This is a genomic window from Anaerotignum sp., from assembly GCF_045122575.1.
Lineage (GTDB): Bacteria > Bacillota > Clostridia > Lachnospirales > Anaerotignaceae > Anaerotignum_A.
Map to the genome: position 1 here is coordinate 20,162 of NZ_JBGVHV010000106.1, position 24,672 is coordinate 44,833.

Here is a 24,672-nt window from a genome sequence, read left to right on the forward strand (position 1 = left end):
ACGGGGACAGCGGATCACGCCCAACATTCTTCATGATTGTTTATCGCATGGTCAAATATACGATAGAGGAGGGAAACGAGGATGTATACAATGGGCATTGACGTCGGCTCCGCTTCTTCCAAGGTAGTTATCTTGAAAGACGGTAAAGACATCGTTGCGGCAGAGGTTGTACAGGTTGGTACAGGCTCTACAGGTCCCAAGAAAGCAATCGAAGCAGCTTTCGAAGCAAGTGGTCTGAAACAGGAAGACATTGCTTTCACAGTTGCTACGGGCTATGGCAGATTCTCTCTGGATGCTGACAAACAGTTCTCCGAGATCAGCTGCCATGCAAAAGGTATTTTCTTTTTGGTACCCACTGCACGTACGATCATTGATATCGGCGGTCAGGACGCGAAAGCGATCCGACTGGATAACAAGGGTGGTATCAAGCAGTTTTTTATGAACGATAAATGTGCGGCAGGTACAGGTCGTTTCATTGAGGTTATGGCCAGAGTTCTGGAAACAACACTGGATGAAATGGCTGCACTGGACGAACTCGCAACAGAAACAGCACCTATCAGCAGTACATGTACTGTATTCGCTGAATCTGAAGTTATTTCTCAGCTTTCTAAAGGGACAAGCAGAAATAACATTGCAAAAGGGGTTCACATGTCCGTAGCTAGCAGAGCGTGCGGTCTCGCTTACAGAGGCGGCCTGGAAAAAGACGTTGTCTTCACAGGCGGCGTTGCAAAAAATGCAGGCGTAGTTAGAGCAGTTGCTAGCGTATTGAAAACAGATGTAATTGTGGCACCCAATCCACAAACAACAGGCGCTCTCGGTGCGGCACTTTTCGCATACGAAGCGGCAACAAAAAAATAAAAGAAAGAGGGATTAGAATGAGTTTAACACAAGGCATGACAGCAAAAAAATTGTTAGGCTACTACCAGAACAAAGCTGACCAGGACGCAAGAGAAGCTAAAGCAAGAGGCGACCTTGTTTGTTGGTCCGCATCCGTAGCTCCTTCCGAATTCTGCGTAACAATGGGTATCGCTATGATCTACCCCGAAACACACGCAGCTGGTATCGGTGCTAGAAAAGGTGCTATCGATATGCTGGACGTTGCAACAAGAAAAGGTTACAACATTGACTGCTGTTCTTATGGTAGAGTAAACATGGGTTACATGGAATGTCTGAAAGAAGCAGCTATCACAGGCGTTAAACCCGAAGTACTGGTTAACTCCCCCGCAGCTGATGTTCCCCTGCCCGACCTGGTAATTACATGTAACAACATTTGTAACACACTGCTGAAATGGTACGAAAACCTGGCTGCAGAACTGGATATCCCCTGCATCGTAATCGACGTACCTTTCAACCACACAATGCCTATTCCCGAATATGCTAAAGCATATATCGCTGATCAGTTCAGAAACGCTATTTCTCAGCTGGAAGTAATCTGCGGCAGACCTTTCGACTGGAAAAAATTCAAAGAAGTTAAAGACCAGACACAGCGTTCCGTATACCACTGGAACAGAATCGCTGATATGGCTCAGTACAAACCCTCTCCTCTGAATGGTTTCGACCTGTTCAACTACATGGCTCTGATCGTAGCTTGCCGTTCCCTGGACTATGCTGAAATCACATTCAAAGCATTCGCAGATGAACTGGAAGCTAACCTGAAAGCTGGCGTATATGCTTTCAAAGGCGCAGAAAAAACAAGATTCCAGTGGGAAGGTATCGCTGTATGGCCTCACCTGGGTCACACATTCAAAACAACAAAGAACCTGGGTGCTATTATGACAGGTACAGCATACCCCGCTCTGTGGGATCTGCACTATGATGCAAACGATGAATCCCTGCACTCCATGGCAGAAGCTTACACAAGAATCTACATCAACACATGCCTGTCCAACAAAGTTGAAGTTCTGCTGAACATCATGAACAAAGGCCAGATCGATGGTACAATCTACCACCTGAACAGATCTTGTAAGCTGATGAGCTTCCTGAACGTAGAAACAGCTGAAATCATCAAAGGTATCAACGGCAAACCTTACGTATCCTTCGATGGTGACCAGACAGACCCTAACGTATTCTCCCCTGCACAGTACGAAACACGCGTACAGGCTCTGGTAGAAATGATGGAAGCAAACTTGGCAGCAGAATAATTTGAGGAGGAGAAAACGATGAGTAAAGTAGAAGCTATCTTATCCCAACTGAAAGATGTTGCAGCTAATCCTAAAAAAGCAATGGATGACTATAAAGCTGAAACAGGTAAAGGCGCTGTAGGTATCATGCCTATCTACGCTCCCGAAGAAATGGTACATGCAACAGGTTACCTGCCTATGGGTATCTGGGGTGCTCAGGGCAAACAGATCTCCAAAGCACGTACATACCTGCCCGCATTCGCATGCTCTATCATGCAGCAGGTTATGGAACTGCAGTGTGAAGGCGCTTATGATGAACTGGCAGCAGTTCTGTTCTCCGTTCCTTGTGACACTCTGAAATGTCTGTCTCAGAAATGGAAAGGCGCTAACGCTGACAAAGTTATCGTATTCACACACCCTCAGAACAGAGGCCTGGAAGCAGCTAACAAATTCCTGGTAACAGAATACGAACTGGTTAAAGCTCAGCTGGAAGCATACCTGGGTGTTAAAATCACAAACGCAGCTCTGGAAAACTCCATCGCTGTTTACAACGAAAACAGAGCAGTTATGCGTGAATTCGTTAAAGTAGCAGCTGACTACCCTCAGGTTATCAGCGCTGTTGACCGTCACGCTGTATTCAAAGCAAGACAGTTCATGCTGAAAGAAAAACACACAGCACTGGTGAAAGAACTGATCGCTGAAGTAAAAGCTATGCCCGTACAGCCTTGGGATGGCAAAAAAGTTGTTGTTACAGGTATCATGCTGGAACCCAACCAGGTTCTGGAAATCTTCGACGAATTCAAACTGGCTATCGTTGATGACGATCTGGCTCAGGAATCCAGACAGATCCGTGTTGACGTTCTGGATGGCGAAGAAGGCCCTCTGTACAGAATGGCAAAAGCATGGCAGCAGATGTATGGTTGCTCCGTTGCAACAGATACAAAGAAAGGCCGCGGCAAAATGCTGATCAACAAAACAATCGCTACAGGTGCTGACGCTGTAATCGTAGCTATGATGAAATTCTGTGATCCCGAAGAATGGGATTACCCTGTAATGTACAGAGAATTCGAAGAAAAAGGCGTTAAAAACCTGATGATCGAAGTTGACCAGGAAGTTACATCCTTCGAACAGGTTAAAACAAGACTGCAGTCCTTCGTAGAAATGCTGTAATTTTTCCTACTGCATTTGCTTTGATGGAAATGTAATTTAACGGGGGTAGGAGACTACCCCTGTTCTTCTAATATTGTGAAGCAAAACAAGAAATTTTTATAGGAGGTCTAACATAATGGCTAGACAGGTAAAAATTATTACTGCTGCTGAAGCTGCTGCGCTGATCAAAAACGGCGATACAGTTACAACTAGCGGTTTCGTAGCATCTGCTATTCCCGAAGCTCTGGACAGAGCTGTAGAAGAAAGATTCCTGGCAACAGGCGAACCCAGAGATCTGTTCTATGTATACTGCGGTTCTCAGGGTAACAAAGACGGTCGTGGTGCTGAACACTTCGCACACGAAGGTCTGCTGAAAAGATTCATGGCTGGTCACTGGGCAACAATCCCCGCTATGCAGAAACTGGCTCTGGACAACAAAATCGAAGCTTACAACGTATCTCAGGGTGCTCTGTGCCACCTGTTCAGAGATATCGCTGCTCATAGACCCGGCTACCTGACAAAAGTAGGTATGGGTACATTTATTGACCCCAGAAACGGTGGCGGTAAAGTAAACGCAAAAACAACAGAAGATTACATCAAACTGGTTAACTTCGAAGGCGAAGACTATCTGTACTACCCTGCATTCCCTATCAATGTAGCTATGATTAGAGGTACATACGCTGATGAAGCTGGTAACATTTCCTTCGAAAAAGAAGTTTCTCCTCTGGAAGGTACATCCGTATGTCAGGCTGTTAAAAACAGCGGCGGTATCGTTATCGTTCAGGTAGAAAAAGTTGTTAAAGCTGGTACACTGGATCCTCGTCTGGTTAAAGTTCCCGGTATCTATGTTGACTACGTAGTAGTTGCTGATCCTAAAGATCACCAGCAGACATTGGATTGTGATTACGATCCCGCTCTGTCCGGTGAAATGAGAAACCCTGACGTTGCTCCCGCTCCTCTGCCTCTGGACGCTAAGAAAATCATCGGTCGTCGTGGCGCTCTGGAACTGGAAAAAGACGTTGCAGTTAACCTGGGCGTAGGTGCTCCTGAATATGTTGCTTCCGTAGCAAACGAAGAAGGCATCGGCGACTTCATGACACTGACAGTAGAAGGCGGCGCTGTTGGCGGCGTACCCGCTGGCGGTATCAGATTCGGTGCTGCTTACAATGCAGACGCACTGCTGGATCAGGGCTACCAGTTCGACTTCTATGATGGCGGCGGTCTGGATCTGTGCTACCTGGGTCTGGCTGAATGTGACCCTAAAGGTTGCATCAACGTTTCCAGATTCGGTCCTCGTATCGCTGGTTGCGGTGGTTTCATCAACATCACACAGTGCACACCTAAAGTATTCTTCTGCGGTACATTTACAGCAGGCGGTCTGAAAGTTAAAGTTGAAGACGGCAAAGTTGTAATCGTACAGGAAGGTAGACAGAAAAAATTCGTTAAATCTGTTGAACAGATCACATTCAATGGCGACATCGCTAACGAACGTGGTCAGCAGGTTATGTACATGACAGAAAGATGCGTATTCGTTCTGAAAGAAGACGGCCTGCACCTGACAGAAATCGCTCCTGGTATCGATCTGCAGACACAGATCCTGGATCAGATGGAATTCGAACCTATCATCGATAGAGATGAAAACGGCGAAATCAAACTGATGCCTGCAGCTCTGTTCGCTCCCGAACTGATGGGTCTGAAAGAAATGAAACTGGGCTAATCTTTCGAGATTAACTGATTTCTGAATTTCATATAAAAAATGGCTCCTGCCTTATGGCAGGGGCCTTTCTTTATTTTAACAAGTTTTTGTTCGTACGGAAAATGCGCGAAGGCGATATGACGGGTATAAAACCTTTGATATGAACCATACTAATTCCAAAAGGAGGAATGGATATGGATTTTAAACAAAGCGAAACAAAGGACAACCTGATGAGGGCCTTTGCGGGAGAAAGCCAGGCAAGAAACCGCTATACCTTTGCGGCAGAGCAGGCAAAGGAACAGAAATTGCATGTGATCGAAGCAGTCTTCAAGTTTACCGCCGGTCAGGAGCAGGAGCATGCAGAGATTTTTTATAACCATCTGAAAGAGCTGGCAGGGGAGAATGTGCATATCGATGGCAGCTATCCTGTAGATATTTATGAAACAGTGCTGGAAGTACTGCGGGCAGCGCAGCATAATGAATACGAAGAGTATGATCCCGTTTATAAGGCCTTTGGTGATAAGGCTATGGAAGAAGGGTTTCCGAAGGTGGCAGCATCCTTTCATCATATTGCGAATATTGAAAAGGTTCACGGTGACCGCTTTGGAGAACTGGCGGATCTGCTGGAACAGAACAAATTGTTTATCAGTGATGTAGAATGTAAATGGATGTGTCTGAACTGCGGTTATGTGTATGAAGGCAAGAAGGCACCGGAGCAGTGTCCTGTCTGTCAGCATGAAAAAGGGTATTTTATCCGTCTGGAACTGGCGCCCTATACAAAAGTATAAAAATAAGCCCCCATCAGGGGGCTTTTCTGTTAGAAAGGAACATCGTTCAATTCGCTGCCATTGATAGTCGCGTGTTCATCTTCTTCCAATGGAATAACAATACATTTTTTACCGTCGATGATCTCTGTTTTGATCACGGGAAGTTTTTCAGGAGAAACCTGCAGGACGATTTCTTTTTCCGGAATTTCTGCAGGTGCTTCTTTTTCCTCCAGTTTTTGCTTCAGTGTTTCCACTTCCAGTGCCAGTGTTTCTGCTTTTTTCTGAGCAGCACGGGCAGACAGTGCTTTGTTATCGATCAGATTTTCTGCAAGGGGAGGGGCATCACCGAATTCCTCCTGACAGATTTCTTCTACTTTTGCAATGATGTCTTCGGAAAGCCCTTTATCAGTCATGGCTTCGCGGATCGAGGAAGAGGTCAGGAGAACAGGTTCGTTTTCAAATACATTTTTATGCTCGTCCACCATATCGCTCAGATTTTGTTGAATATCCAGAATGATATCTTTTGCATCTTCCACTTCCGCAGAAATAACTTCCTTCAGAATAGCATGAAAAGCTTTTTTCTCTTCGGCTGCGGTACGTTTGGGTTCACAGCCCAGAACTTCCCGCATGAAATCGGGCTGTGCTTTTTTTGCATCTTTTACGAAATAACCCATAGCATTTACGTCGCTGCTTCTGTCAGAGAATGCAGGGAAGAGAAATCCTGTTTCCGGCACGGAAACCACCCAGTCACGGATACGAGGGGCGATCACGTTTTTGTCCTTATGATAGCCCAGACCTGCTTTAGTCAGTTCTACAGGGCAGATAGCACAGAGGATATATTCGTAAACCTCCTCCGACTCATCCAGTTTATTGTTGTCAGTTGTTTTGGTCATAACGTCATAAGCATCATGGAAGAGCAGGATCAGATAATTGCCGGCATAGTCATATTCTTTGATGATACGTTCATAAAGAACATCTAACAGACCGTCCGCCTTCAGCCTGCTGTCTCGCAGACCCAGAAAGAATTTCTGCGCTTCGGTACCGGCTTCTTCCTTTAGGAAAGAAAGTTCCAGAAGATTATTGCCGATGGTACCGGAAAGGGCTTTCTTTGCAATTTCCAGATATTTATAAAATTCTTCCTCATCCAGATTCAGGAAGGTTTCATTTATATGTAATACGATATTTTTCTGGCTGTCTACATAGCAGCCACGCATTTTCGTAAACGTACAGCCATCTTTTTTCAGACGGCGTTTTAATTCAAGGATATCTTTTTTATTCATGGTGCGTTCCTTTCTTTGGTTAAAATCATTCCAGAAAATATTATAATGATTTTTTTCTCTTCCTGCAAGGGCGGAAAAGGGATGGATTTGTCGGGTGGTTTCTCCATAAAAATCTTGCATTTTTGAGTGGGGTATATTATAATGTCTGTTGTTAAGCTGATATGGCTCAGTTGGTAGAGCAATTGATTCGTAATCAATAGGTCGCGGGTTCGAGTCCCGCTATCAGCTGTAAGCCCGAAGATTCAGGATCTTCGGGCTTTTTTTGTGTAAAGAGTATCTCTGAGCTTTGTAAAATATAACGAACGGATGTTATTGCATTATTTACAATCGTATGTTATAATGTACAGGAAAGCGGAGTGATTATTTCATAAGGCTCACGGCTCGATCCTTATGTTTTTTCTTTTCCTTCCTCCGCTTTTTCCTAAGTAATTTCTATCGTTTTTTAGGAGGCAGTAAAATGACTAGCAATAAGAAAAAAGTATTTGGTCTTGCGTTTATGACAGTGTTCCTTTGGGCATCTGCTTTCCCTTTGACAAAGGTTGCCCAGGAGCAGTTTACATCTATCCCTCTGGGCTTTCTGCGTTGTTCTGCGGCAGCAATTTTTCTATTGATCATTGGGAAGATGGCAAAAATCAGATTACCACAGAAGAAACATATTCCTCTGTTTTTTGTATCCGGCGGCCTTGGGTTTACCCTGTATATGATCACATTTAATACAGGTATTTTAACGCTGACCTCTGCCACATCCAGTATTATCATTGCGGTTACCCCGATTTTGACAGCCGTGGTAGCATCGAAACTCTATCAGGAAAAGATCAAACCCATTGGCTGGTGCGCCATTGGTTCTGCTTTTATCGGCGTTCTGATCCTGCTGTTGTGGGAAGGTGTTTTTTCCATCAATATTGGCCTGATCTGGACATTGGGCGCATCTCTGGTGTTCTGCGGTTATAATATTATGACAAGAAGACTGGGGGCTATGGGCTATAATGCGCTGGAAATAGTTACATACAGCATGATCTGCGGTGCGATCTTGCTGGGCTTCTGGGCGGGAGAGGGCTTCCGTCAGCTTTCCGGTGCCAGCATGAGCCATATTGTTGCACTGATCTATCTGGGGGCGTTCCCCAGTGCCACAGCATATTTCCTGTGGGGCAAGGCCATGAGTTTTGCGGAAAGAACCAGTGAAGTAACGAACTTTATGTTTGTGACACCGCTGCTGTCTACGATCATGGGATTTATCATTCTGAGGGAAGTGCCCAATGCGGGTACCTTTATCGGTGGTGCCATCATTATCAGCAGTATCGTTGTCTTCAACCTGAAAGGGAAATAAAGAAAAAGGGAACCAAATGGTTCCTTTTTTGTTGCTTTTTGTTGAAAAAAGGCGTATCTTGTTTGATGGAGAATCAAGAAGAAAAGAGATGAAAACATGACAAAACAGAAGAAAAAGGTTGTAGCATACAGCCTGTTTACCATATTTCTCTGGGCGTCAGCTTATCCGCTGACGAAAATCGCTCAGACCCATTTTACACCGGTCCCTATTTCCTTTGTTCGCAGTTTTATTGCCGGCTTTTTCATGCTGGCTGTGGGCAGAATGAAAGGCATGCAGCTGCCGAAGAAAAAACATATCCCGTTATTTCTGCTTTCCGGTGCTTTCGGCTATGTGATTTATACGGTTGCTATGAACATTGGCCTGCAGACACTGCCTTCGGCCACCTGCAGTCTTTTGGTTGCCACATCGCCCATTATGACGGCGATCATTGCATCAAAGGTCTATAACGAAAAGATCAATCTCATCAGCTGGCTGGCGATCCTGATCGCCTTTGCGGGGGTAGCGATCCTGCTCCTGTGGGATAGTGGGGGAGCCTTTACGATCGATGCTGCTATGCTTTGGATGCTGCTTTCTGCTGCTTCCTGGGCAGGGTATAATATTATAACAAGAAAATTGGTGGCGCTGGGTTATACGTCTGCGCAAATCACCTGCTTCAGTATGATCGCAGCGGCATTCTGGCTTTCTTTCTGGTCTGTGGATGGTTTCAGAGAAACCTTTACGGCAGAAAGGATCCACATTCTGGCTTTGCTGTATCTGGCGGTGATCTCCAACGCGGCAGGCTGTATCCTCTGGGGAAAAGCCATGGCTTACGCGGAAAAAACCAGTGAAGTGGCAAACTTTATGTTTTTGTCGCCACTGATGTCTGCTCTGATGAGTTTTCTCCTTCTGGGGGAAGTGCCCGGCATGGGGACTTTCATAGGCGGCGCAGTTATCATTGGTGGTCTGCTGTTGTTCAATTTAAAAGGACAGAAGAAAGAATAGGAAAAATACAAGCACAGGATCAGAGAAATCCTGATAAGAAAAACCGAAAGAAACCTTTGATTAAAAGGTTCCTTTCGGTTTTTGATTTCTGCGGAATGTTTTCTTAAGCCACTGCATTACCTGTATTGATTGCTGTTTCAAAAAACGCTCTTAACAATGCTTTACAAAGTTTTTACAAAGGAAGATAGTGGATTTTACATTTCTAAGAGAAAATAAAGGCACTAACAGAAAAGGAGAGATCAATGATGAAACAAATGAAAAAAGCAGTATCCATGATGCTGGTTTCTGCGGCTGTACTGAGCTGCAGCCCTCAGTGTTTTGCGGCAGAGGTGGCAGCAAAAGGATTGGAAAATGGAAAAGCAGTAGATCTGGTGAAAATTGGCGGCTATGATACCGGCTATTCCAATAAGGATGGCGGTGTAGCGGAAATCATTTCCTATGACAAAGTAAAAAATCAGGCATGGGTAGTCAATGGTACGACTGGCAAACTGGATATTCTGGATATGCAGGATGTCACAAATGGTCTGTCTCAGAAAATGCCTGTAAAATCTCTGGATATTCCTGCTATCATCCAGAAGGCTGCTCCTGATTTTCATTATGGCGATATGACATCTGTAGCAGTTAACAGTGATAAAGGGATTGTTGCTGTGGCACTGCAGGATGCAGATTACAGCAAACACGGCTATGCAGCGATCCTGACAACAGACGGTGAACTTCTGACAATGGTGGAAGCAGGCTGTCAGCCCGATATGGTGACTTTCACACCCGATGGCACAAAGATCCTGGTAGCGAATGAAGGGGAACCCAGAGAGGGCTTTGGAGAAGGTATTGTAGATCCTGCAGGCTCTGTAACAGTGATCACTTTAGATGCAGCGGATGTAAAGAAAAGTACCGCGATTACCGTTGGTTTTGATGCCTTCGACAGCCAGAGAGAAACGCTGATCACAAATGGCGTTATGATGGTAAAAGACAATCTGCCTTCCGCGGATTTTGAACCAGAATATATCGCAGCAACAGATCGGAAAGCTTATATTGCTCTGCAGGAAAATAATGCGATTGCGGTATTGGATCTGGAAACAACAGAATATTGCGGCGTATATCCTATGGACTATAAAGATTTGAATGATGCCGAAAATGCACTGGATCTGGTGGAAGATGGTGCATACGAAGCAAAAACCTATGATGCTGTGGGGGCATATATGCCTGATGGGGTGGCTGTTTATGAAGCAGACGGAAAAACATACCTCCTGACTGCAAATGAAGGGGATGCCCGTGAGTGGGGCGATTATTGCAACGAAGTGAAGGAAACACTGACAGCAGCAGACGGTACAGAAGCAAAAAAAGTACGTGTTATTGATGCGGCAGTGACAGATGGTATGCCAGAAGGAAAAGCAGTTCTCTACGGTGGTCGTTCCTTCTCTATCTACCGTGTAGACCAGAATGGACTGACACAGGTATTTGACAGCGGCAATGACTTTGAAGAAAAAACAGCGGCATATTTCCCTGCATATTTTAATGTGTCCAATGATGACAATGCCTATGATAGCCGTTCTCCCAAAAAAGGTCCTGAGCCTGAAAACGTAACGGTAGGCAAGATAGGGGACAAGGTATATGCGTTTGTCGGACTGGAACGTATCGGCGGTATCATGGTGTATGATATCACAAATCCCGAAAAAGCAGATTTCTGCAACTACATTAACACAAGAGATTTCAACGAAGATCCTGAGACTGCCGAAAAACTGACAGGAGATATTGCTCCCGAAGGTCTGACATTTATCTCTGCAGAAGATTCTCCTTCCAATACACCAATCCTGCTGGCAGCATTTGAAGTCAGCGGTACAGTAGGCGCATACGCAGTCGGTGAACAGCCTGCAGCCCCTGAAAAAATGGTGAAACTGGAAATTGGCAGCAAAGAGGCAGCAGTAGATGGTAAAACTGTGGAACTGGATACGCCTGCCTTTGTGAAAGATGGCAGAACATTCCTGCCCATCCGCTTTATTTCCGAAGCAATGGGAATGAATGTGGACTGGGATGCAGCAACAAAAACAGTAACGATCTGGAATTAAATAAAAGAAAGGCGTGGTAAATACCACGCCTTTTTATGTGCTTTGCAATATCAGTACGCTCTGCCCCAGTAAACCATATGTTTCGCAGGTTTACCACAGCATACGCATACATCAGAAACTTCTTCCTGTTCGAAAGGAATACATCTGCTTGTTGCAGCTGTTTTTTCTTTGATTTCGTCTTCGCAAGCCTGATCGCCGCACCACATTGCTTTGATGAAGCCGGGTGTTTCGTTGATGGTCTTGTCGAATTCTTCCATGTTTTTCGCAACGTATGTTCTTGTGTCTCTGTGTTCTTTTGCTTTTGCCAGCAGGTTTGCCTGAATTTCATCCAGCAGAGCAGGGATCTTTGTTTCCAGTTCATCCAGAGAAACGAAGATCTTTTCGCCTGTATCACGTCTAGCCAGTACGCACTGGTTCTGTTCGATATCTTTGGGGCCGATTTCCAGACGGATGGGAACACCTTTCATTTCGTATTCAGAGAATTTCCAGCCGGGTGTCTTATCGGAATCATCCAGTTTCACGCGGCAGATGTTTTTCAGTTTGTCTTTCAGTTCGCCTGCTTTTTCCAGAACGCCTTCTTTTTTCTGCATGATAGGAACGATAACAACCTGTGTGGGTGCGATTCTGGGAGGCAGAACCAGACCGCTGTTGTCGCCGTGAACCATGATCACAGCACCGATCAGACGTGTTGTCATACCCCAGGATGTCTGGTGAACATACTGCAGTTTATTTTCTTTATCGGAATACTGGATGCCGAAAGCTTTTGCGAAGCCGTCGCCGAAGTTGTGAGATGTACCGGACTGCAGAGCTTTACCATCGTGCATCAGGGATTCGATTGTGAATGTGTGAGCTGCGCCTGCGAATCTTTCTTTTTCTGTTTTTTCGCCTTTTACTACGGGGATTGCCAGTACTTCGTGGCAGAAATCAGAATATACATTCAGCATCTGGATGGTTCTTTCCTGTGCTTCTTCTGCTGTAGCATGGGCTGTATGGCCTTCCTGCCACAGGAATTCCATGGATCTCAGGAAAGGACGTGTTGTTTTTTCCCAACGAACAACGGAGCACCACTGATTGTACAGTTTAGGCAGGTCTCTGTGGGACTGGATGATGTTTGCGTAATGTTCGCAGAACAGTGTTTCGGAAGTGGGGCGTACACACATACGTTCTTCCAGTTTTTTGTCACCGCCGTGGGTTACCCAGGCTACTTCGGGAGCAAAACCTTCTACGTGGTCTTTTTCTTTCTGCAGCAGGCTTTCGGGGATGAACATGGGCATATAGCAGTTTTCAACATCTGTTGCTTTGAAACGAGCGTCCAGATCTTTCTGGATCAGTTCCCAGATGGCATAACCGTAGGGACGGATTACCATGCAGCCTTTGATGCTGGAGTATTCTACCAGTTCAGCTTTTTTTACAACGTCAGTATACCACTGGGGAAAATCCAACTCCATATCGGTGATGGATTCTACAAATTTCTTATCTTTTGCCATTTTTGTTTCCTCCTTTGGAATGATATTTTTTACTCGCAGAGATTCGTTGCACAAGTGCAACTCATGCGTTTTGTCGCACAATATTTTCGCAATAAAAGCAATAGCTTTGTGCAAGCACAAGCAGTGCTTTTCTTACGAAAATGCTCTGCTCGTTATTATCGCAAAATAAAAAAATCCCTGCTCCCTCTGCAAATGCAGAAAAGGGACCAAGGTCATTCGGCGGTGCCACCCTTATTGATGATCATATGACCATCCTCTCGAAATCGTTAACGCCGAACATACGCCGCATTTTCCCTGCGGAACTCAAGGGGCAGGTTCAAAAAGGTTTGCCGAGGCTCGCATCAACCGCCTGTTTTCTGGAGACAAATGACTTTTCTACTATTCCCTGTCATTGTTTTTATACAGTACTTATGATAACTCGAAAACGGCTGTACTGTCAAGGCGAAAGGCGGAAAAGGAGCAGAAAATCTTAAGAAAGTCTTAGGACTTTTGTTACGGTGCTGTAACCTTGGAGTGGTATGATGGGGGAAACGAGAACTGGAAGAAAAAGGGACAATGACAAGAAGGAGGAAATGAGTATGAAGCGGTTTTTTGCAATGATGCTGACAATGACGATGATGGGGACAACAGCCTATGCTGCTGAGGAAAGAGAAAAAGTGACGGCAATTCCAAAATGGCAGGAAGTGACTTTTGATGGGCACAGTAAAGTGATGCAGTGCTATAACATCGATGGATATAACTATTTCCGCCTGCGTGATATGGCACAGGAAATCACAGACCACATTGATAAGCATAGGCACCATTTTGGTGTTTCCTATGATAATGAAGAAAAAAGCATTAACATTCTCAGAACGTACGACTATGAACCAATTGCAGGAATTAAGGAATATTTGATTGGTTCAGAGGCGAAAGATGCTGTCCTTGCAAATACACGCTTGAAAGTAAATGGTGCGAAACTGCCGGTAGATTACATGAAAGGCTATGTCGTTGAGGGGTATACCTTTTATAAACTACGGGATCTGGCTGAACTACTTGGTTTGAGTGTTGAATGGTGTGCGGCGGATAAAGTGATTGAATTGACAGGGGAGACTCCAACTTATACAGACAGCAATGGCAATTCTATTTCGGCTGCGAGAAAACCCGTTATCTACCTCTATCCCGAAGAAACGACAGACATTTCCGTGGAACTGGAATATGACGGCAATCTGACTGTGACCTATCCTGCCTACAACGAAGGCTGGAAAGTAACAGCGGAACCTGATGGTACCCTGACCAACCACGCCGACGGCAGGGAATATTCCTATCTCTTCTGGGAGGGCGAAGGCTATGGTGAAATGGACTTTTCTGAAGGCTTTGTGGTAAAAGGAGAGGATACCGTTTCCTTCCTGCAGGACAAGCTTTCTGCCATGGGCATGACCCCCAGAGAATACAACGAATTCATCGTTTATTGGCTGCCTTATCTGCAGGACAATGCCTATAATCTGATTTCCTTCCAGTGGGAAAATTATGATGAATCCGCAAAACTGAACATCACCCCTGAACCCGATAATATGCTCCGTGTATTCATGGCATTCAAAGCCATTGATGAACCCATTGAAGTGCCCGAACAGAAACTGCCTGTGCTGGAAAGAGAGGGCTTTACCGTTGTAGAATGGGGAGGCACAGAGGTGCATTGACACCTGTCTTGAAAGAAGTTTTCTGCTATGGTAAAATAAATCAATTAGACAAATTTTACTGTAACAGAAAGGAAGAACGAGCATGAAAAAGATTTTGATCGTTGTAGATATGCAGAATGACTTTATCGACGGCTCTCTGGGTACACCCGAAGCAGAAGCCATCGTAGATAACGTAGTGGCAAAAATGAACACATACACAAAAGATTGTATTTACGTTACCAGAGATACCCATCAGGATGATTACCTGATGACCCAGGAAGGCGAAAAACTGCCTGTTGCCCATTGCATCGAAGGCACTCACGGCTGGGAGATCAATGATAAGGTAAAAGCAGCCATGGGCAGCGCTGTTGTGGTGAATAAACCTACTTTTGGTTCTCTGCAGCTGGCAGATATGATGGTGATGGAATTCATGGGCCATGAACTGTCTGAATGCGAGATCGAACTGGTTGGTCTTTGCACAGATATCTGCGTGGTTTCCAATGCGCTGATCTTGAAAGCAAGACTGCCCGAGGTAAAGATCAGTGTGGATGCCTCCTGCTGTGCAGGGGTAACCCCTGAAAGCCACGAAGCGGCACTGAAAACGATGCAGATGTGCCAGATCGAAGTAAAGTGAGGACAACTCTATGAGAGATGAAAGACTGGAAAAACTGGCGGATGTGCTGGTGAATTATTCCACAAAAGTAAAAAAAGGCGACCGCGTTGCCATTTCCGCAGAGGATGCGGCGCTGCCTTTCATCAAGGCTGTAGCCCGTGCAGCAGTAAAAGCCGGCGCAATGGTAGATTACTATGTGGACATGCCTGATGTGGATGCGGAAATTTTGAGAAACGGCACGGAAGAACAGTATGCCCGTGAAAATATCCGTTTTGGTGCCTGTGCGAAAAGCGATGTATGGATCAGTGCATGGGGCAGCGAAAATACAAAGACCATGCAGTCTATTGATGGCGAAAGACTGAAACAGAAACGTCTGGCCAATAAAGAAAACAGAAAAATTTATTCCGATCGTATGGGCACAGGGGAACTGCGCTGGTGCGGCACCCAGTTTCCCACCAACGGCGATGCCCAGAATGCAGGCATGAGTCTGGAGGAATATGAAGATTTCGTATATGCTGCGGGTTATCTTTATGAGGCCGATCCCGTTGCAAAATGGGAAGAAATGGCGGCGTGGCAGGAAAAATGGGTCAATTATCTGGACGGGAAAAAAGAACTGCATATCCTTTCCAAGGATACGGATATCAGAGTAAATATTGCAGGCAGAAAATGGATCAACTGCTGCGGGGATGCCAACTTCCCCGACGGCGAAATTTTTACTTCTCCTATAGAAGATGGTATCGATGGTTATATTACATTTTCCTATCCCTCCATTATGAACGGCAACGAATTCTATGAAGTGCGCCTGACGGTGGAGCAGGGGAGAATTACTGACGTTTCCTGCAAAAATATAGAAATGCTGGAGACACTCCTTTCTTATATTGATACGGATGCAGGCTCCCGTTATTTCGGTGAAGTTGCCATTGGCACCAACTACGGCATCCAGCGTCATACAAAGAACATCCTCTTTGATGAAAAGATCGGCGGATCCATGCATATGGCCATTGGGGAAGCCTTTCAGGAGGCTGGCGGCAAAAATGAATCTGCCATCCATTGGGATATGATCAATGACATGACAAAGGGAGGCAAAATCTATGCCGACGGAGAGTTGTTTTATGAAAATGGCAGATTCCGGGAAGAACTCCTAGAATAATAGTGCAATAGAACTTCATAAAGATGTAAAAAAAGCAGATTTCACAGAGGGGAAATAAAATAACAAAGGTTATGTGAACGGTGGGGCAGAAAAGGATAGATTTTCTGCCCCTTTTTGTCGAAAAATTGGATAAAATTATGCAAACTGGTTAAAAAAGTCGTTGACAAATTTATTACTCTTTCGTATACTAATTGTAACAGATTTGTAACAAATTCGGTAGAACGATTGAAATAAGTTTGGAGGAGAATCCAATGTTTTTTAAAAAAGCGATCAAACATGTATGCCTGACCGCTCTTTTTGCTGTTTTGGGCACAGTAACAGTAATGGCTGCAGATGCTGGACAGGCTTCCGGCACAAACGTAAATGTACGTGCAGCAGCAACAACAGATGCGAATGTATTAGGCAAGATCAATAAAGGCACAGAATACGAAATTTTAGATAAAGACGGCAGCTGGTTTAAAATTTCCTATAACGGAAACAGCGGCTATGTATCCAAAGACTATTTTGAAGTTACAAAAGCGGATGCACATATCGATGGCTCCAGTGTAAACTGCAGAGAAAAGGCTTCCACATCTGCAAGCTCTCTGGGCAAATTCGCTGACGGTGACTATGTATGCGTGACAGGTCAGAATGACAGCTGGTACCGCATTTCCTACAAAGGCGGCGCTGCTTATGTAAGTAAAGATTATGTAGATGGCGACTATGTAAAATATACAGCAAAGATCGCAAATGAAGCGGCAGCAGAAGAATCCAAAGTGACTGTTTATGGTGTAGTTACAGCGGATGGCGGTCTGAAACTGAGAAAAGAAGCATCTCTGAATTCTGTTGTACTGACAGTTCTGCCCAAAGGTACAGAAGTAAATGTGGACAGAGTGGGTCAGGAATGGGTCAGAGTTGTTACTGACGGCGGCCAGAAAGGCTATGTCAGCGCAGAGTTCCTGTCCGTAAGAGAAGGTGTGAGAACAACACGTTCCACAGGTTCCGGCAAAGGTGCAGATGTGGTTGCATATGGCAAACAGTTCATCGGTACTCCCTATGTATGGGGCGGCACAAACCTGAGAACAGGCGTTGACTGTTCCGGTTTCGTATATTCTGTATACAAAAACTTTGGCATTACGCTGAACAGAAACTCCGCAGCAATGGCAAGCAATGGTGTAGAAGTATCCAAATCCAACCTGCAGGCAGGCGATCTGGTATTCTTTAACACAGGCGGCGACAGCAAGATCTCCCACGTTGGTATCTACTGCGGCGACGGTACATATGTACATTCTACAGATGGTAAAGGTAATGGTGTTACAGTTACAGATCTGAACAGCAGCTACAGCGCAAAAACATACGTAACAGCAAGACGTGTATTAAGATAACGAATTTAACGCAAAAATAAACCCCTTTGCAAATGAAAGATGCAAGGGGGTTCTTTTTGTCTGAAAAAGGGATCAGATCGCTTCGCAGATCAGTCTGCCCATTTCTTTTGTGCCGACTTCTTTTGTATCAGCGCTGAAAATATCGGGAGTACGATAGCCGGCATCCAATACTTTTGTAACGGCATCTTCGATGGCCTGAGATTCTTCTGTCAGGCCGAAGGAGAATTTCAGCATCATTGCCGCAGAAAGGATGGTTGCGATGGGGTTCGCCATATCTCTGCCTGCGATATCGGGAGCAGAGCCGTGGATGGGTTCATACATACCGAAAGCGCCGTCTGCCAGGCTGGCGGAGGGCAGCATGCCGATAGAACCTGTGATCTGGCTGGCTTCGTCGGAGATGATATCACCAAAGATATTGGAAGTTACGATGACATCAAAATGTTTGGGATTTCTGACCAGCTGCATGGCTGCATTGTCTACATACATGTGATCCAGTTCTACTTCAGGATAATCTTTTGCCACTTCTGTAACGACTCTGCGCCACAGTTTGCTGCTTTCCAGTACGTTTGCCTTATCGATGCTTGTCACGCGTTTGCTGCGCTTCATGGCAGCCTCAAAAGCCTGTACGGCAATGCGTTTTACTTCGTATTCGCTGTAAGCTTCTTCGTCGTAGGCTTCCATACCGTATTTGCCTGTTCTGGTGCCGCGTTTGCCGAAGTAGATACCGCCTGTCAGTTCGCGTACAACCAGAATGTCCAGACTGTCACCGATGATCTCTGTTTTGATGGGGCTGGCTGCGCTCAAAGCCTTATGGATGATAGCGGGGCGCAGGTTTGCATACAGACCGAGAGAGCTTCTCAGTTTCAGCAGGGCACCGGCTTCCGGACGCAGGTTTGCAGGCAGATGATCCCATTTAGGGCCGCCAACGGCACCCAGCAGGATGGCATCGCTGTTTCTGCATGCTTCCAGTGTTTCGTCGGGCAGGGGTTCGCCGTATACATCATAGGCGCAGCCGCCTGCTAATTTTTCGTTGAAATGAAAACTGTGACCGTATTTTTCGCCGATACAGTTCAATACGTTCATGGCTTCTGCGACGACATCGGGGCCGATGCCGTCACCTTTTAATACTGCAATATTATAAGATCCCATTTTTTCTCACCTTATCTTTCGATTTTTTCTTTTGTATATGTGACTAAGCCGCCGGCAGCCATGATCTTCTGCATGAAAGCAGGGAAGGGTTCTGCCTGATAAGTCTTGTTTTTTGTTTCGTTTGTGATGATACCTGTATTGAAATCTACAGAAACGGTATCGCCTGCATCGATATTGTTGGCTGCTTCTTCACATTCCAGAATGGGCAGGCCGATGTTGATGGCATTTCTGTAGAAAATACGGGCGAAAGTGGAAGCGATGACGCAGGAGATACCTGCGCATTTGATGGCCAGAGGTGCGTGTTCACGGGAGGAACCGCAGCCAAAGTTTTTCGTTGCTACCATAATGTCGCCTGTTGTTACGTTGTTTACGAAATCTGCATCGATATCGATCATGCAGTATTTTGCCAGTTCTTCGCCGCTGGATACGTTCAGATATCTTGCGGGGATGATCACGTCTGTATCTACGTTATCACCATATTTGAATACTTTACCTTTTACTGTTTCCATTATTTCATCCCTCCTGCGATTTCTTCGGGGTCTGCGATGTAACCTGCAATAGCGGAAGCCGCTGCAACCGCGGGGCTTGCCAGATATACTTCACTTTCTGTATGACCCATTCTGCCGACAAAGTTTCTGTTCGTTGTAGAAACACAACGTTCGCCTGCTGCCAGGATGCCCATATGGCCGCCCAGGCAGGGGCCGCAGGTAGGGGTGCTGAAGATGGCACCGGCTTTTACGATGTCTTCTGCATATCCCAGTCGGATACAGTCCAGATAGATCTGCTGTGTAGCGGGGATGACGATGGTACGAACCTTGGGATGTACCTGTTTGCCTCTTAACAGATCAGCAGCGATCTTCATGTCGTTCAGTCTGCCGTTGGTGCAGGAGCCGATCACAACTTGATCGATGACAACTTCGCCTGTATTATCGATGGTTTTTGTGTTTTCGGGCAGGTGAGGGAAGGCTACAGTAGGTCTTAATGTGCTCAGATTGATGGTATATACTTCATCATATTCTGCGTTTGCATCTGCTTCGTATACAACGGGTTCTTTTGTGGAGTGTTCTTTTACATATTCCATTGTTTTTTCATCTACGGGGAAGATGCCGTTCTTTGCGCCGGCTTCAATGGCCATATTTGCCATGGAGAAACGATCATCCATGGTCAGATACTGGATGCCGTCGCCAACGAATTCCATGCTGCGGTACAGGGCACCGTCTACGCCGATCATACCGATGATGTGCAGGATGATGTCTTTGCCGCTGACCCATTTTGCGGGTTTTCCTGTCAGTACGAACTTGATGGCACTAGGTACTTTGAACCATGCTTCACCGGTAGCCATACCGATCGCCATATCTGTGGAGCCGATCCCTGTGGAGAATGCACCCAATGCACCGTATGTGCAGGTATGAGAGTCAGCGCCAATGATGACCTGACCAGGCACAACGATGCCTTTTTCGGGCAGAAGGGCATGTTCAATGCCCATCTGGCCTACATCGAAAAAGTTTTTGATTTCCATATCATAAGCGAAAGTACGACAGGCTTTACACTGTTCTGCCGCTTTGATGTCTTTGTTCGGTGTAAAGTGATCCAGTACAACGACTACTTTATCCTTATCAAATACTTCTTTCGCACCTGTTTTCTTAAATTCTTTCAGCGCAACAGCTGTTGTGATGTCATTCCCCATAACAACATCCAGTTTTGCCTGAATCAGCTGTCCTGCTTTTACAGTTTCTACCCCTGCGTGAGCCGCAAGGATTTTTTGTGTCATTGTCATTCCCATGGTATTTTTCCCCCTTAACATTTATGCGATGATCTTGTTTGTTGTGCTGATTACGGCACGCAGACCGGATTTTGTGATATTGCTGGATGTGCCTGCGCCAAAATACATGCCGCCGTTGCTGTCAGCGATCTGGATATAGGAGATCGCTCTGGATTTTGTGCCGTGGGACATGGAGTGTTCGCGGTAATCTACAACTTCCATAGAGATGTCGAATTTTTCTTCAATTGCACGGCAAAGTGCAGAGATGATACCGTTGCCTTCCCCTGTGATGGTAATGGATTTGCCTCGGAAGTTGCATTTTGCTTCGATGGCAACGTCTTCGTGGTTGGTGCGGACGATTTCTTTGTAGCTTACCAGTTCCAGAGGCGCTCTGCCGTCTACGTAATGATCTACGAAGGCTTCGTAAATATCCGCAGGAGTCAGGTCTTTATGACGCTTGTCGCTCATGCTGGTTGTGATCGTGCTGAAATCCTGCTGGAATGCTTTGGGCAGGAACAAACCATAATTCTGTTCCAGAATGAAAGCGACGCCGCCTTTGCCGCTCTGGCTGTTGATACGAACGATCGGGTCGTAGTTTCTGCCAACATCCATGGGATCGATGGGCAGATAAGGCACTTCCCATCTTTCGGGATGGGTTTTCATTGCTTCCATACCTTTTCTGATCGCATCCTGATGAGAGCCGGAGAAGGCGGTATATACCAGAGAGCCTGCATAAGGATGTCTGGGGGAAATAGACATTCTGGTGGATTTTTCGTAAATTTCAACGGCTTTGTCGATCTGTGTGAAATCCAGTTCGGGATCGATGCCCTGAGAGAAGATGTTCATGGCAACATTCATGATATCTGTATTACCGGTTCTTTCGCCGTTACCGAACAAAGTACCTTCCACACGGTCAGCCCCTGCCAGAATCGCCAGTTCTGTAGCTGCTACTGCTGTGCCGCGGTCATTGTGGGCATGCAGGCTGACATGGATGCTGTCTCTGTATTTCAGATTTTCGCAGCAGTATTCGATCTGGTCTGCGTAAACGTTAGGTGTTGCCATTTCTACCGTAGAGGGCAGGTTGATGATGGCTTTGTGGTCGGGTGTGGGTTTCCATACATCCAGCACTGCATTGCAGATTTCAACAGCGAAAGGCATTTCTGTGCCTGTGAAGCTTTCGGGAGAATATTCGAAGAAGAATTCTGTTTCGGGCATTTTTGCCGCTTCTTCCAGAATCAGTTCTGCACCGGAAACAGCCAGATCGATGGTTTCTTGCATGGAATTGCCGAAAACGACATCTCTCTGCAGTGTGGAAGTAGAGTTATACAGGTGAACGATGGCTTTTTTCGCACCTTTCAGGGATTCGAATGTTTTTTTGATGATATGAGGTCTGCTCTGTGTCAGCACCTGGACGACGACGTCGTCGGGGATCAGATTGTTTTCGATCAGACATCTTGCAAATTCAAATTCTGTATCGCTGGCTGCGGGGAAACCGATTTCGATTTCTTTAAACCCTGTTTTTACAAGGAACTGGAAAAATGTCAGTTTTTCTTCCAGATTCATGGGGATTTCCAGAGACTGATTACCGTCTCTCATATCTACACTGCACCAGATGGGTGCTTTTGTGATCGTATTGTTTGGCCATTTTCTGTTTGGCATCTGCATGGGGGGATAAGGTCTGTACTTTGTGTAATTCATCATTTGTGTGTCCTCCTTGGTTTATCCTTTGTATTTTTTGGTGCATGTTGGTGCATTTTTTAGTAAAAAAAGACCTTTCATCTCTGTCATTAAGAGACGAAAGGTCTTAAACTTCCGCGGTACCACTCTCATTTATCCCCCAAAGGGGATACGCTTTACAAATACGGGCAAAAAGCCGATATTCTGTCGGGGTAACGGTCGACTGCCGGTTCTACCTACTTTATATGGTTATCTTTCAGCGAACCACTCGGAGGCCAGTTCAAAAATCCTTTGCTGCCTGCTCACACCAGCCGCAGACTCTCTGAAAACATTGGGATGATCTACTATTCCTCTTCATAGTGTTTTATCTTTTGTATCGTAATGGAAACAATTTAAACACTGAATTGTATTTTTGTCAATACAATTTTTGGAAAAATTTTAAAAATTAGAAAAGGAAAAGAAAATGGAAATATCATTGTCGGATACTATGCTTTTGTGATATAATTCTATGATAGAATATGCAAGGACTGCATATTGCAATCTCCAAGAATGGGAGGATATAAGATGAAGATGAAAAAACAGCTTGCTTCTTTGTTGGCGTGCAGCATGCTGCTGGCGGCTGCCCCAGGGGAAGCAATGGCATACGAAACGCCGGAAATCGTTCGTGTAGGTCTGGAATCTGTCTGCAAAAACGTTTCCTCCGCCACCATCGGTGTGTGGGATCTGTATGTAGGCATGGTCTGGGATGATGCCTTTGAAGAAGGCGGCAAAATCACATCCAGCGGTACATTCACAGCAAAACCTGCGGTAGGCGAATATGTAATGATCGAAAGTGAAATGGATCTGGATGAGGCTGTCGATCTGGCAAAAGACCTGACGAATCAAGGCTATGATGCATATGCATATTATCTGATGGATCAGGAGTGGACAGTGGCGGTAAAAGGTGCTTCCCGTGCAGATGTGGAAGAGGCATCTGATGAACATGCATCGAAAAAATCTCTGGAAGCCTTCAGTGTGTCCGGCGGCGAGGTGAAACTGCTGCTTTCTGAAGATGCGGTTCTGATGGGCGGCAATACCGATGATACGTTTAAACTGAACGGCAACCCTTATCGCGGCATGCTGACTTTTTCAGTCACAGGCAATACGATGACAGCGGTCAATGTCATTGGTCTGGAAGAATATCTGTATGGTGTTGTTCCTTCCGAAATGCCTAAAAGTTATGAAACAGAAGCCCTGAAAGCCCAGGCGGTAGCAGCAAGAACTTACGCCATGACAAAACTGGGTGCCCACACAGGCAGCGGCTATCAGCTTTGTGATAGTACAAATTGTCAGGTATATAAAGGTTACAGCAACGAAGGGGCCACAACCACAGCGGCGATTGATGATACAGCAGGGGAAGTTGCATGTTATAACGGCAGCCCTATTGAAGCCGTATTCTCTACTTCCAGCGGCGGTTATACAGAAAACAGTGAAAATGTATGGTGGGCAGCGGTGCCTTATCTGCGTGCTGTGCCGGAATTTGGGGAATATAATAATAATGCATGGAAAAAAGAGCTGACATTGGATGAACTGACAGATCTGCTGGAAACAAAAGGGGAAAATATTGGTTCTGCCAAGGACATTGTGATCACGAAACTGTCTACCGGCGGTCGTGTGCAGGAAATGCAGATCGTTGGTACGGCAGGAACAAAAACATTAAATAAAGAAAACATTCGTACCTATTTCTCCGGAGCCTGCGGCAGTCTGCCCAGCAAGATGTTCACCATCAACGGCAAGGGCGGAGAAATTGGACAGTATGGCGCAGAAGTGGTGAAAACAGAGACCAAAGCGCCGACAAAAGGCGGCGGTCTGCTGGCGGCGGCAGCCAATCAGGGGATTATTGCAAAGACAAATGGAAAACTTTCTCATCTGAACGGAAAGAATATTTCTCTGGATGTGGAAGTGAAAGAAACCTCCAAACCTTCTGTTTCCATAAGCAATGGTGACTACGAAGTATATTCTGTCAATATCAGCACAGTGAAAGACGGCAAATTTGTATTTGAAGGCGTTGGTGCAGGCCATGGTGTCGGCATGAGCCAGAATGGCGCGCAGGCTATGGCACAGATGGGCTATGATTATAAAGAGATCCTGAAGCATTATTATACCGGGATCACCATCGAGGACTGATTATGAAGGATTTTAGAACATTCCTGCTTTCCAGAAACGGCTGGCAGGATGGAAAAGGGAATACAGTGGTTTTTTCTGACAGAGGGCTGTTTGGCGAACCGAAAGAGGGGGAACTCTGGCTGTTTCTGGATGAAGGTCTGCGCTGCGGCGGGATGAATCGTCCCATCGCTCCTGCCTTGGAAGCAGTTCGCGAAGCTCTTTGCGGTGTCGGGAAAAACGAACTTTGGGCTGCCATTGAAAGAGACTGGAACGAGGAGGTATGA

Annotated in this window: 20 protein-coding genes, 1 tRNA gene and 2 other annotated features; of the genes, 15 read left to right on the plus strand and 6 right to left on the minus strand. The window is 45.7% G+C overall.

Features of this window, described 5'->3' with window-relative positions; all coding sequences use genetic code 11:
• Positions 1–81 precede the first annotated feature (81 nt).
• The 5 genes from ACJMLT_RS04820 to rbr all read left to right on the plus strand — a co-directional run bounded on the left by ACJMLT_RS04820 (position 82) and on the right by rbr (position 5,753).
• Complete coding sequence (locus ACJMLT_RS04820; protein WP_405727401.1) at positions 82–858, plus strand: acyl-CoA dehydratase activase; 777 nt, start codon at positions 82–84, stop codon at positions 856–858.
• 17 nt (positions 859–875) lie between these two features.
• Positions 876–2,141: a 2-hydroxyacyl-CoA dehydratase subunit D gene (locus ACJMLT_RS04825; RefSeq protein ID WP_405727404.1), complete on the plus strand. Its 1,266-nt coding sequence runs from the start codon at positions 876–878 to the stop codon at positions 2,139–2,141.
• 18 nt (positions 2,142–2,159) lie between these two features.
• Positions 2,160–3,290 (plus strand): 2-hydroxyacyl-CoA dehydratase subunit D, encoded by a 1,131-nt coding sequence (locus ACJMLT_RS04830; protein WP_405727406.1) that lies wholly within the window; start codon positions 2,160–2,162, stop codon positions 3,288–3,290.
• 115 nt (positions 3,291–3,405) lie between these two features.
• Positions 3,406–4,986, plus strand: a complete 1,581-nt coding sequence (locus ACJMLT_RS04835) for an acyl CoA:acetate/3-ketoacid CoA transferase (RefSeq protein WP_405727409.1) — start codon at positions 3,406–3,408, stop codon at positions 4,984–4,986.
• Between the two features lie 167 nt (positions 4,987–5,153).
• Positions 5,154–5,753: a rubrerythrin gene (gene rbr / locus ACJMLT_RS04840; protein ID WP_405727412.1), complete on the plus strand. Its 600-nt coding sequence runs from the start codon at positions 5,154–5,156 to the stop codon at positions 5,751–5,753.
• Positions 5,754–5,782: 29 nt separating this feature from the next.
• On the opposite strand, the gene ACJMLT_RS04845 is transcribed toward rbr, so the two are convergent.
• Positions 5,783–7,012, minus strand: a complete 1,230-nt coding sequence (locus ACJMLT_RS04845) for a DUF4317 domain-containing protein (protein WP_405727415.1) — start codon at positions 7,010–7,012, stop codon at positions 5,783–5,785.
• A 155-nt stretch (positions 7,013–7,167) separates the two neighbouring features.
• On the opposite strand from ACJMLT_RS04845, the gene ACJMLT_RS04850 reads away from it, so the two are divergent.
• The 4 genes from ACJMLT_RS04850 (at position 7,168) to ACJMLT_RS04865 (ending at position 11,386) form a co-directional block, all read left to right on the plus strand.
• Positions 7,168–7,240 (plus strand) — tRNA-Thr (locus tag ACJMLT_RS04850).
• A 229-nt stretch (positions 7,241–7,469) separates the two neighbouring features.
• Positions 7,470–8,339 carry a DMT family transporter gene (locus tag ACJMLT_RS04855; protein WP_405727418.1) on the plus strand — a complete coding sequence of 290 codons (870 nt, stop codon included), beginning with the start codon at positions 7,470–7,472 and terminating at the stop codon, positions 8,337–8,339.
• Positions 8,340–8,435: 96 nt separating this feature from the next.
• Positions 8,436–9,320, plus strand: coding sequence for a DMT family transporter (locus ACJMLT_RS04860; RefSeq protein ID WP_405727421.1), 885 nt, complete (start codon positions 8,436–8,438; stop codon positions 9,318–9,320).
• 245 nt (positions 9,321–9,565) lie between these two features.
• Positions 9,566–11,386 (plus strand): choice-of-anchor I family protein, encoded by a 1,821-nt coding sequence (locus ACJMLT_RS04865; protein WP_405727424.1) that lies wholly within the window; start codon positions 9,566–9,568, stop codon positions 11,384–11,386.
• A 50-nt stretch (positions 11,387–11,436) separates the two neighbouring features.
• On the opposite strand, the gene proS is transcribed toward ACJMLT_RS04865, so the two are convergent.
• Positions 11,437–12,873 (minus strand): proline--tRNA ligase, encoded by a 1,437-nt coding sequence (gene proS, locus ACJMLT_RS04870; protein WP_405727427.1) that lies wholly within the window; start codon positions 12,871–12,873, stop codon positions 11,437–11,439.
• Positions 12,874–13,071: 198 nt separating this feature from the next.
• Positions 13,072–13,274: a binding site (T-box leader), on the minus strand.
• 177 nt (positions 13,275–13,451) lie between these two features.
• On the opposite strand from proS, the gene ACJMLT_RS04875 reads away from it, so the two are divergent.
• From ACJMLT_RS04875 to ACJMLT_RS04890, 4 genes are all read left to right on the plus strand, one after another.
• Positions 13,452–14,549, plus strand: a complete 1,098-nt coding sequence (locus ACJMLT_RS04875) for a hypothetical protein (RefSeq protein ID WP_405727430.1) — start codon at positions 13,452–13,454, stop codon at positions 14,547–14,549.
• A gap of 82 nt (positions 14,550–14,631) precedes the next feature.
• On the plus strand, positions 14,632–15,162 hold the full coding sequence (locus ACJMLT_RS04880) for a cysteine hydrolase family protein (RefSeq protein WP_405727432.1): 531 nt from the start codon (positions 14,632–14,634) through the stop codon (positions 15,160–15,162).
• Positions 15,163–15,172: 10 nt separating this feature from the next.
• The gene (locus ACJMLT_RS04885; protein ID WP_405727435.1) at positions 15,173–16,291 is read left to right on the plus strand and encodes an aminopeptidase; all 1,119 of its coding nucleotides are present in this window, start codon (positions 15,173–15,175) and stop codon (positions 16,289–16,291) included.
• A gap of 251 nt (positions 16,292–16,542) precedes the next feature.
• Positions 16,543–17,655, plus strand: coding sequence for a C40 family peptidase (locus ACJMLT_RS04890; protein ID WP_405727438.1), 1,113 nt, complete (start codon positions 16,543–16,545; stop codon positions 17,653–17,655).
• A gap of 72 nt (positions 17,656–17,727) precedes the next feature.
• Here ACJMLT_RS04890 and leuB read toward each other — a convergent pair whose 3' ends face one another.
• The 4 genes from leuB to leuA are packed head-to-tail and all read right to left on the minus strand — an operon-like array spanning position 17,728 to position 22,267.
• Positions 17,728–18,804 (minus strand): 3-isopropylmalate dehydrogenase, encoded by a 1,077-nt coding sequence (gene leuB, locus ACJMLT_RS04895; RefSeq protein ID WP_405727440.1) that lies wholly within the window; start codon positions 18,802–18,804, stop codon positions 17,728–17,730.
• An 11-nt stretch (positions 18,805–18,815) separates the two neighbouring features.
• On the minus strand, positions 18,816–19,313 hold the full coding sequence (gene leuD / locus ACJMLT_RS04900; protein WP_405727443.1) for a 3-isopropylmalate dehydratase small subunit: 498 nt from the start codon (positions 19,311–19,313) through the stop codon (positions 18,816–18,818).
• A complete protein-coding gene (leuC, locus tag ACJMLT_RS04905; RefSeq protein WP_405727446.1) occupies positions 19,313–20,587 on the minus strand; it encodes a 3-isopropylmalate dehydratase large subunit in 1,275 nt (424 codons plus the stop codon). Before leuC ends, leuD begins: the two co-directional genes overlap by 1 nt.
• 21 nt (positions 20,588–20,608) lie before the next feature.
• Positions 20,609–22,267: a 2-isopropylmalate synthase gene (leuA, locus tag ACJMLT_RS04910; RefSeq protein WP_405727449.1), complete on the minus strand. Its 1,659-nt coding sequence runs from the start codon at positions 22,265–22,267 to the stop codon at positions 20,609–20,611.
• Between the two features lie 86 nt (positions 22,268–22,353).
• Positions 22,354–22,610: a binding site (T-box leader), on the minus strand.
• Between the two features lie 197 nt (positions 22,611–22,807).
• On the opposite strand from leuA, the gene ACJMLT_RS04915 reads away from it, so the two are divergent.
• The gene (locus tag ACJMLT_RS04915) at positions 22,808–24,409 is read left to right on the plus strand and encodes a SpoIID/LytB domain-containing protein (protein ID WP_405727452.1); all 1,602 of its coding nucleotides are present in this window, start codon (positions 22,808–22,810) and stop codon (positions 24,407–24,409) included.
• A 2-nt stretch (positions 24,410–24,411) separates the two neighbouring features.
• Complete coding sequence (locus ACJMLT_RS04920; RefSeq protein WP_405727455.1) at positions 24,412–24,672, plus strand: hypothetical protein; 261 nt, start codon at positions 24,412–24,414, stop codon at positions 24,670–24,672.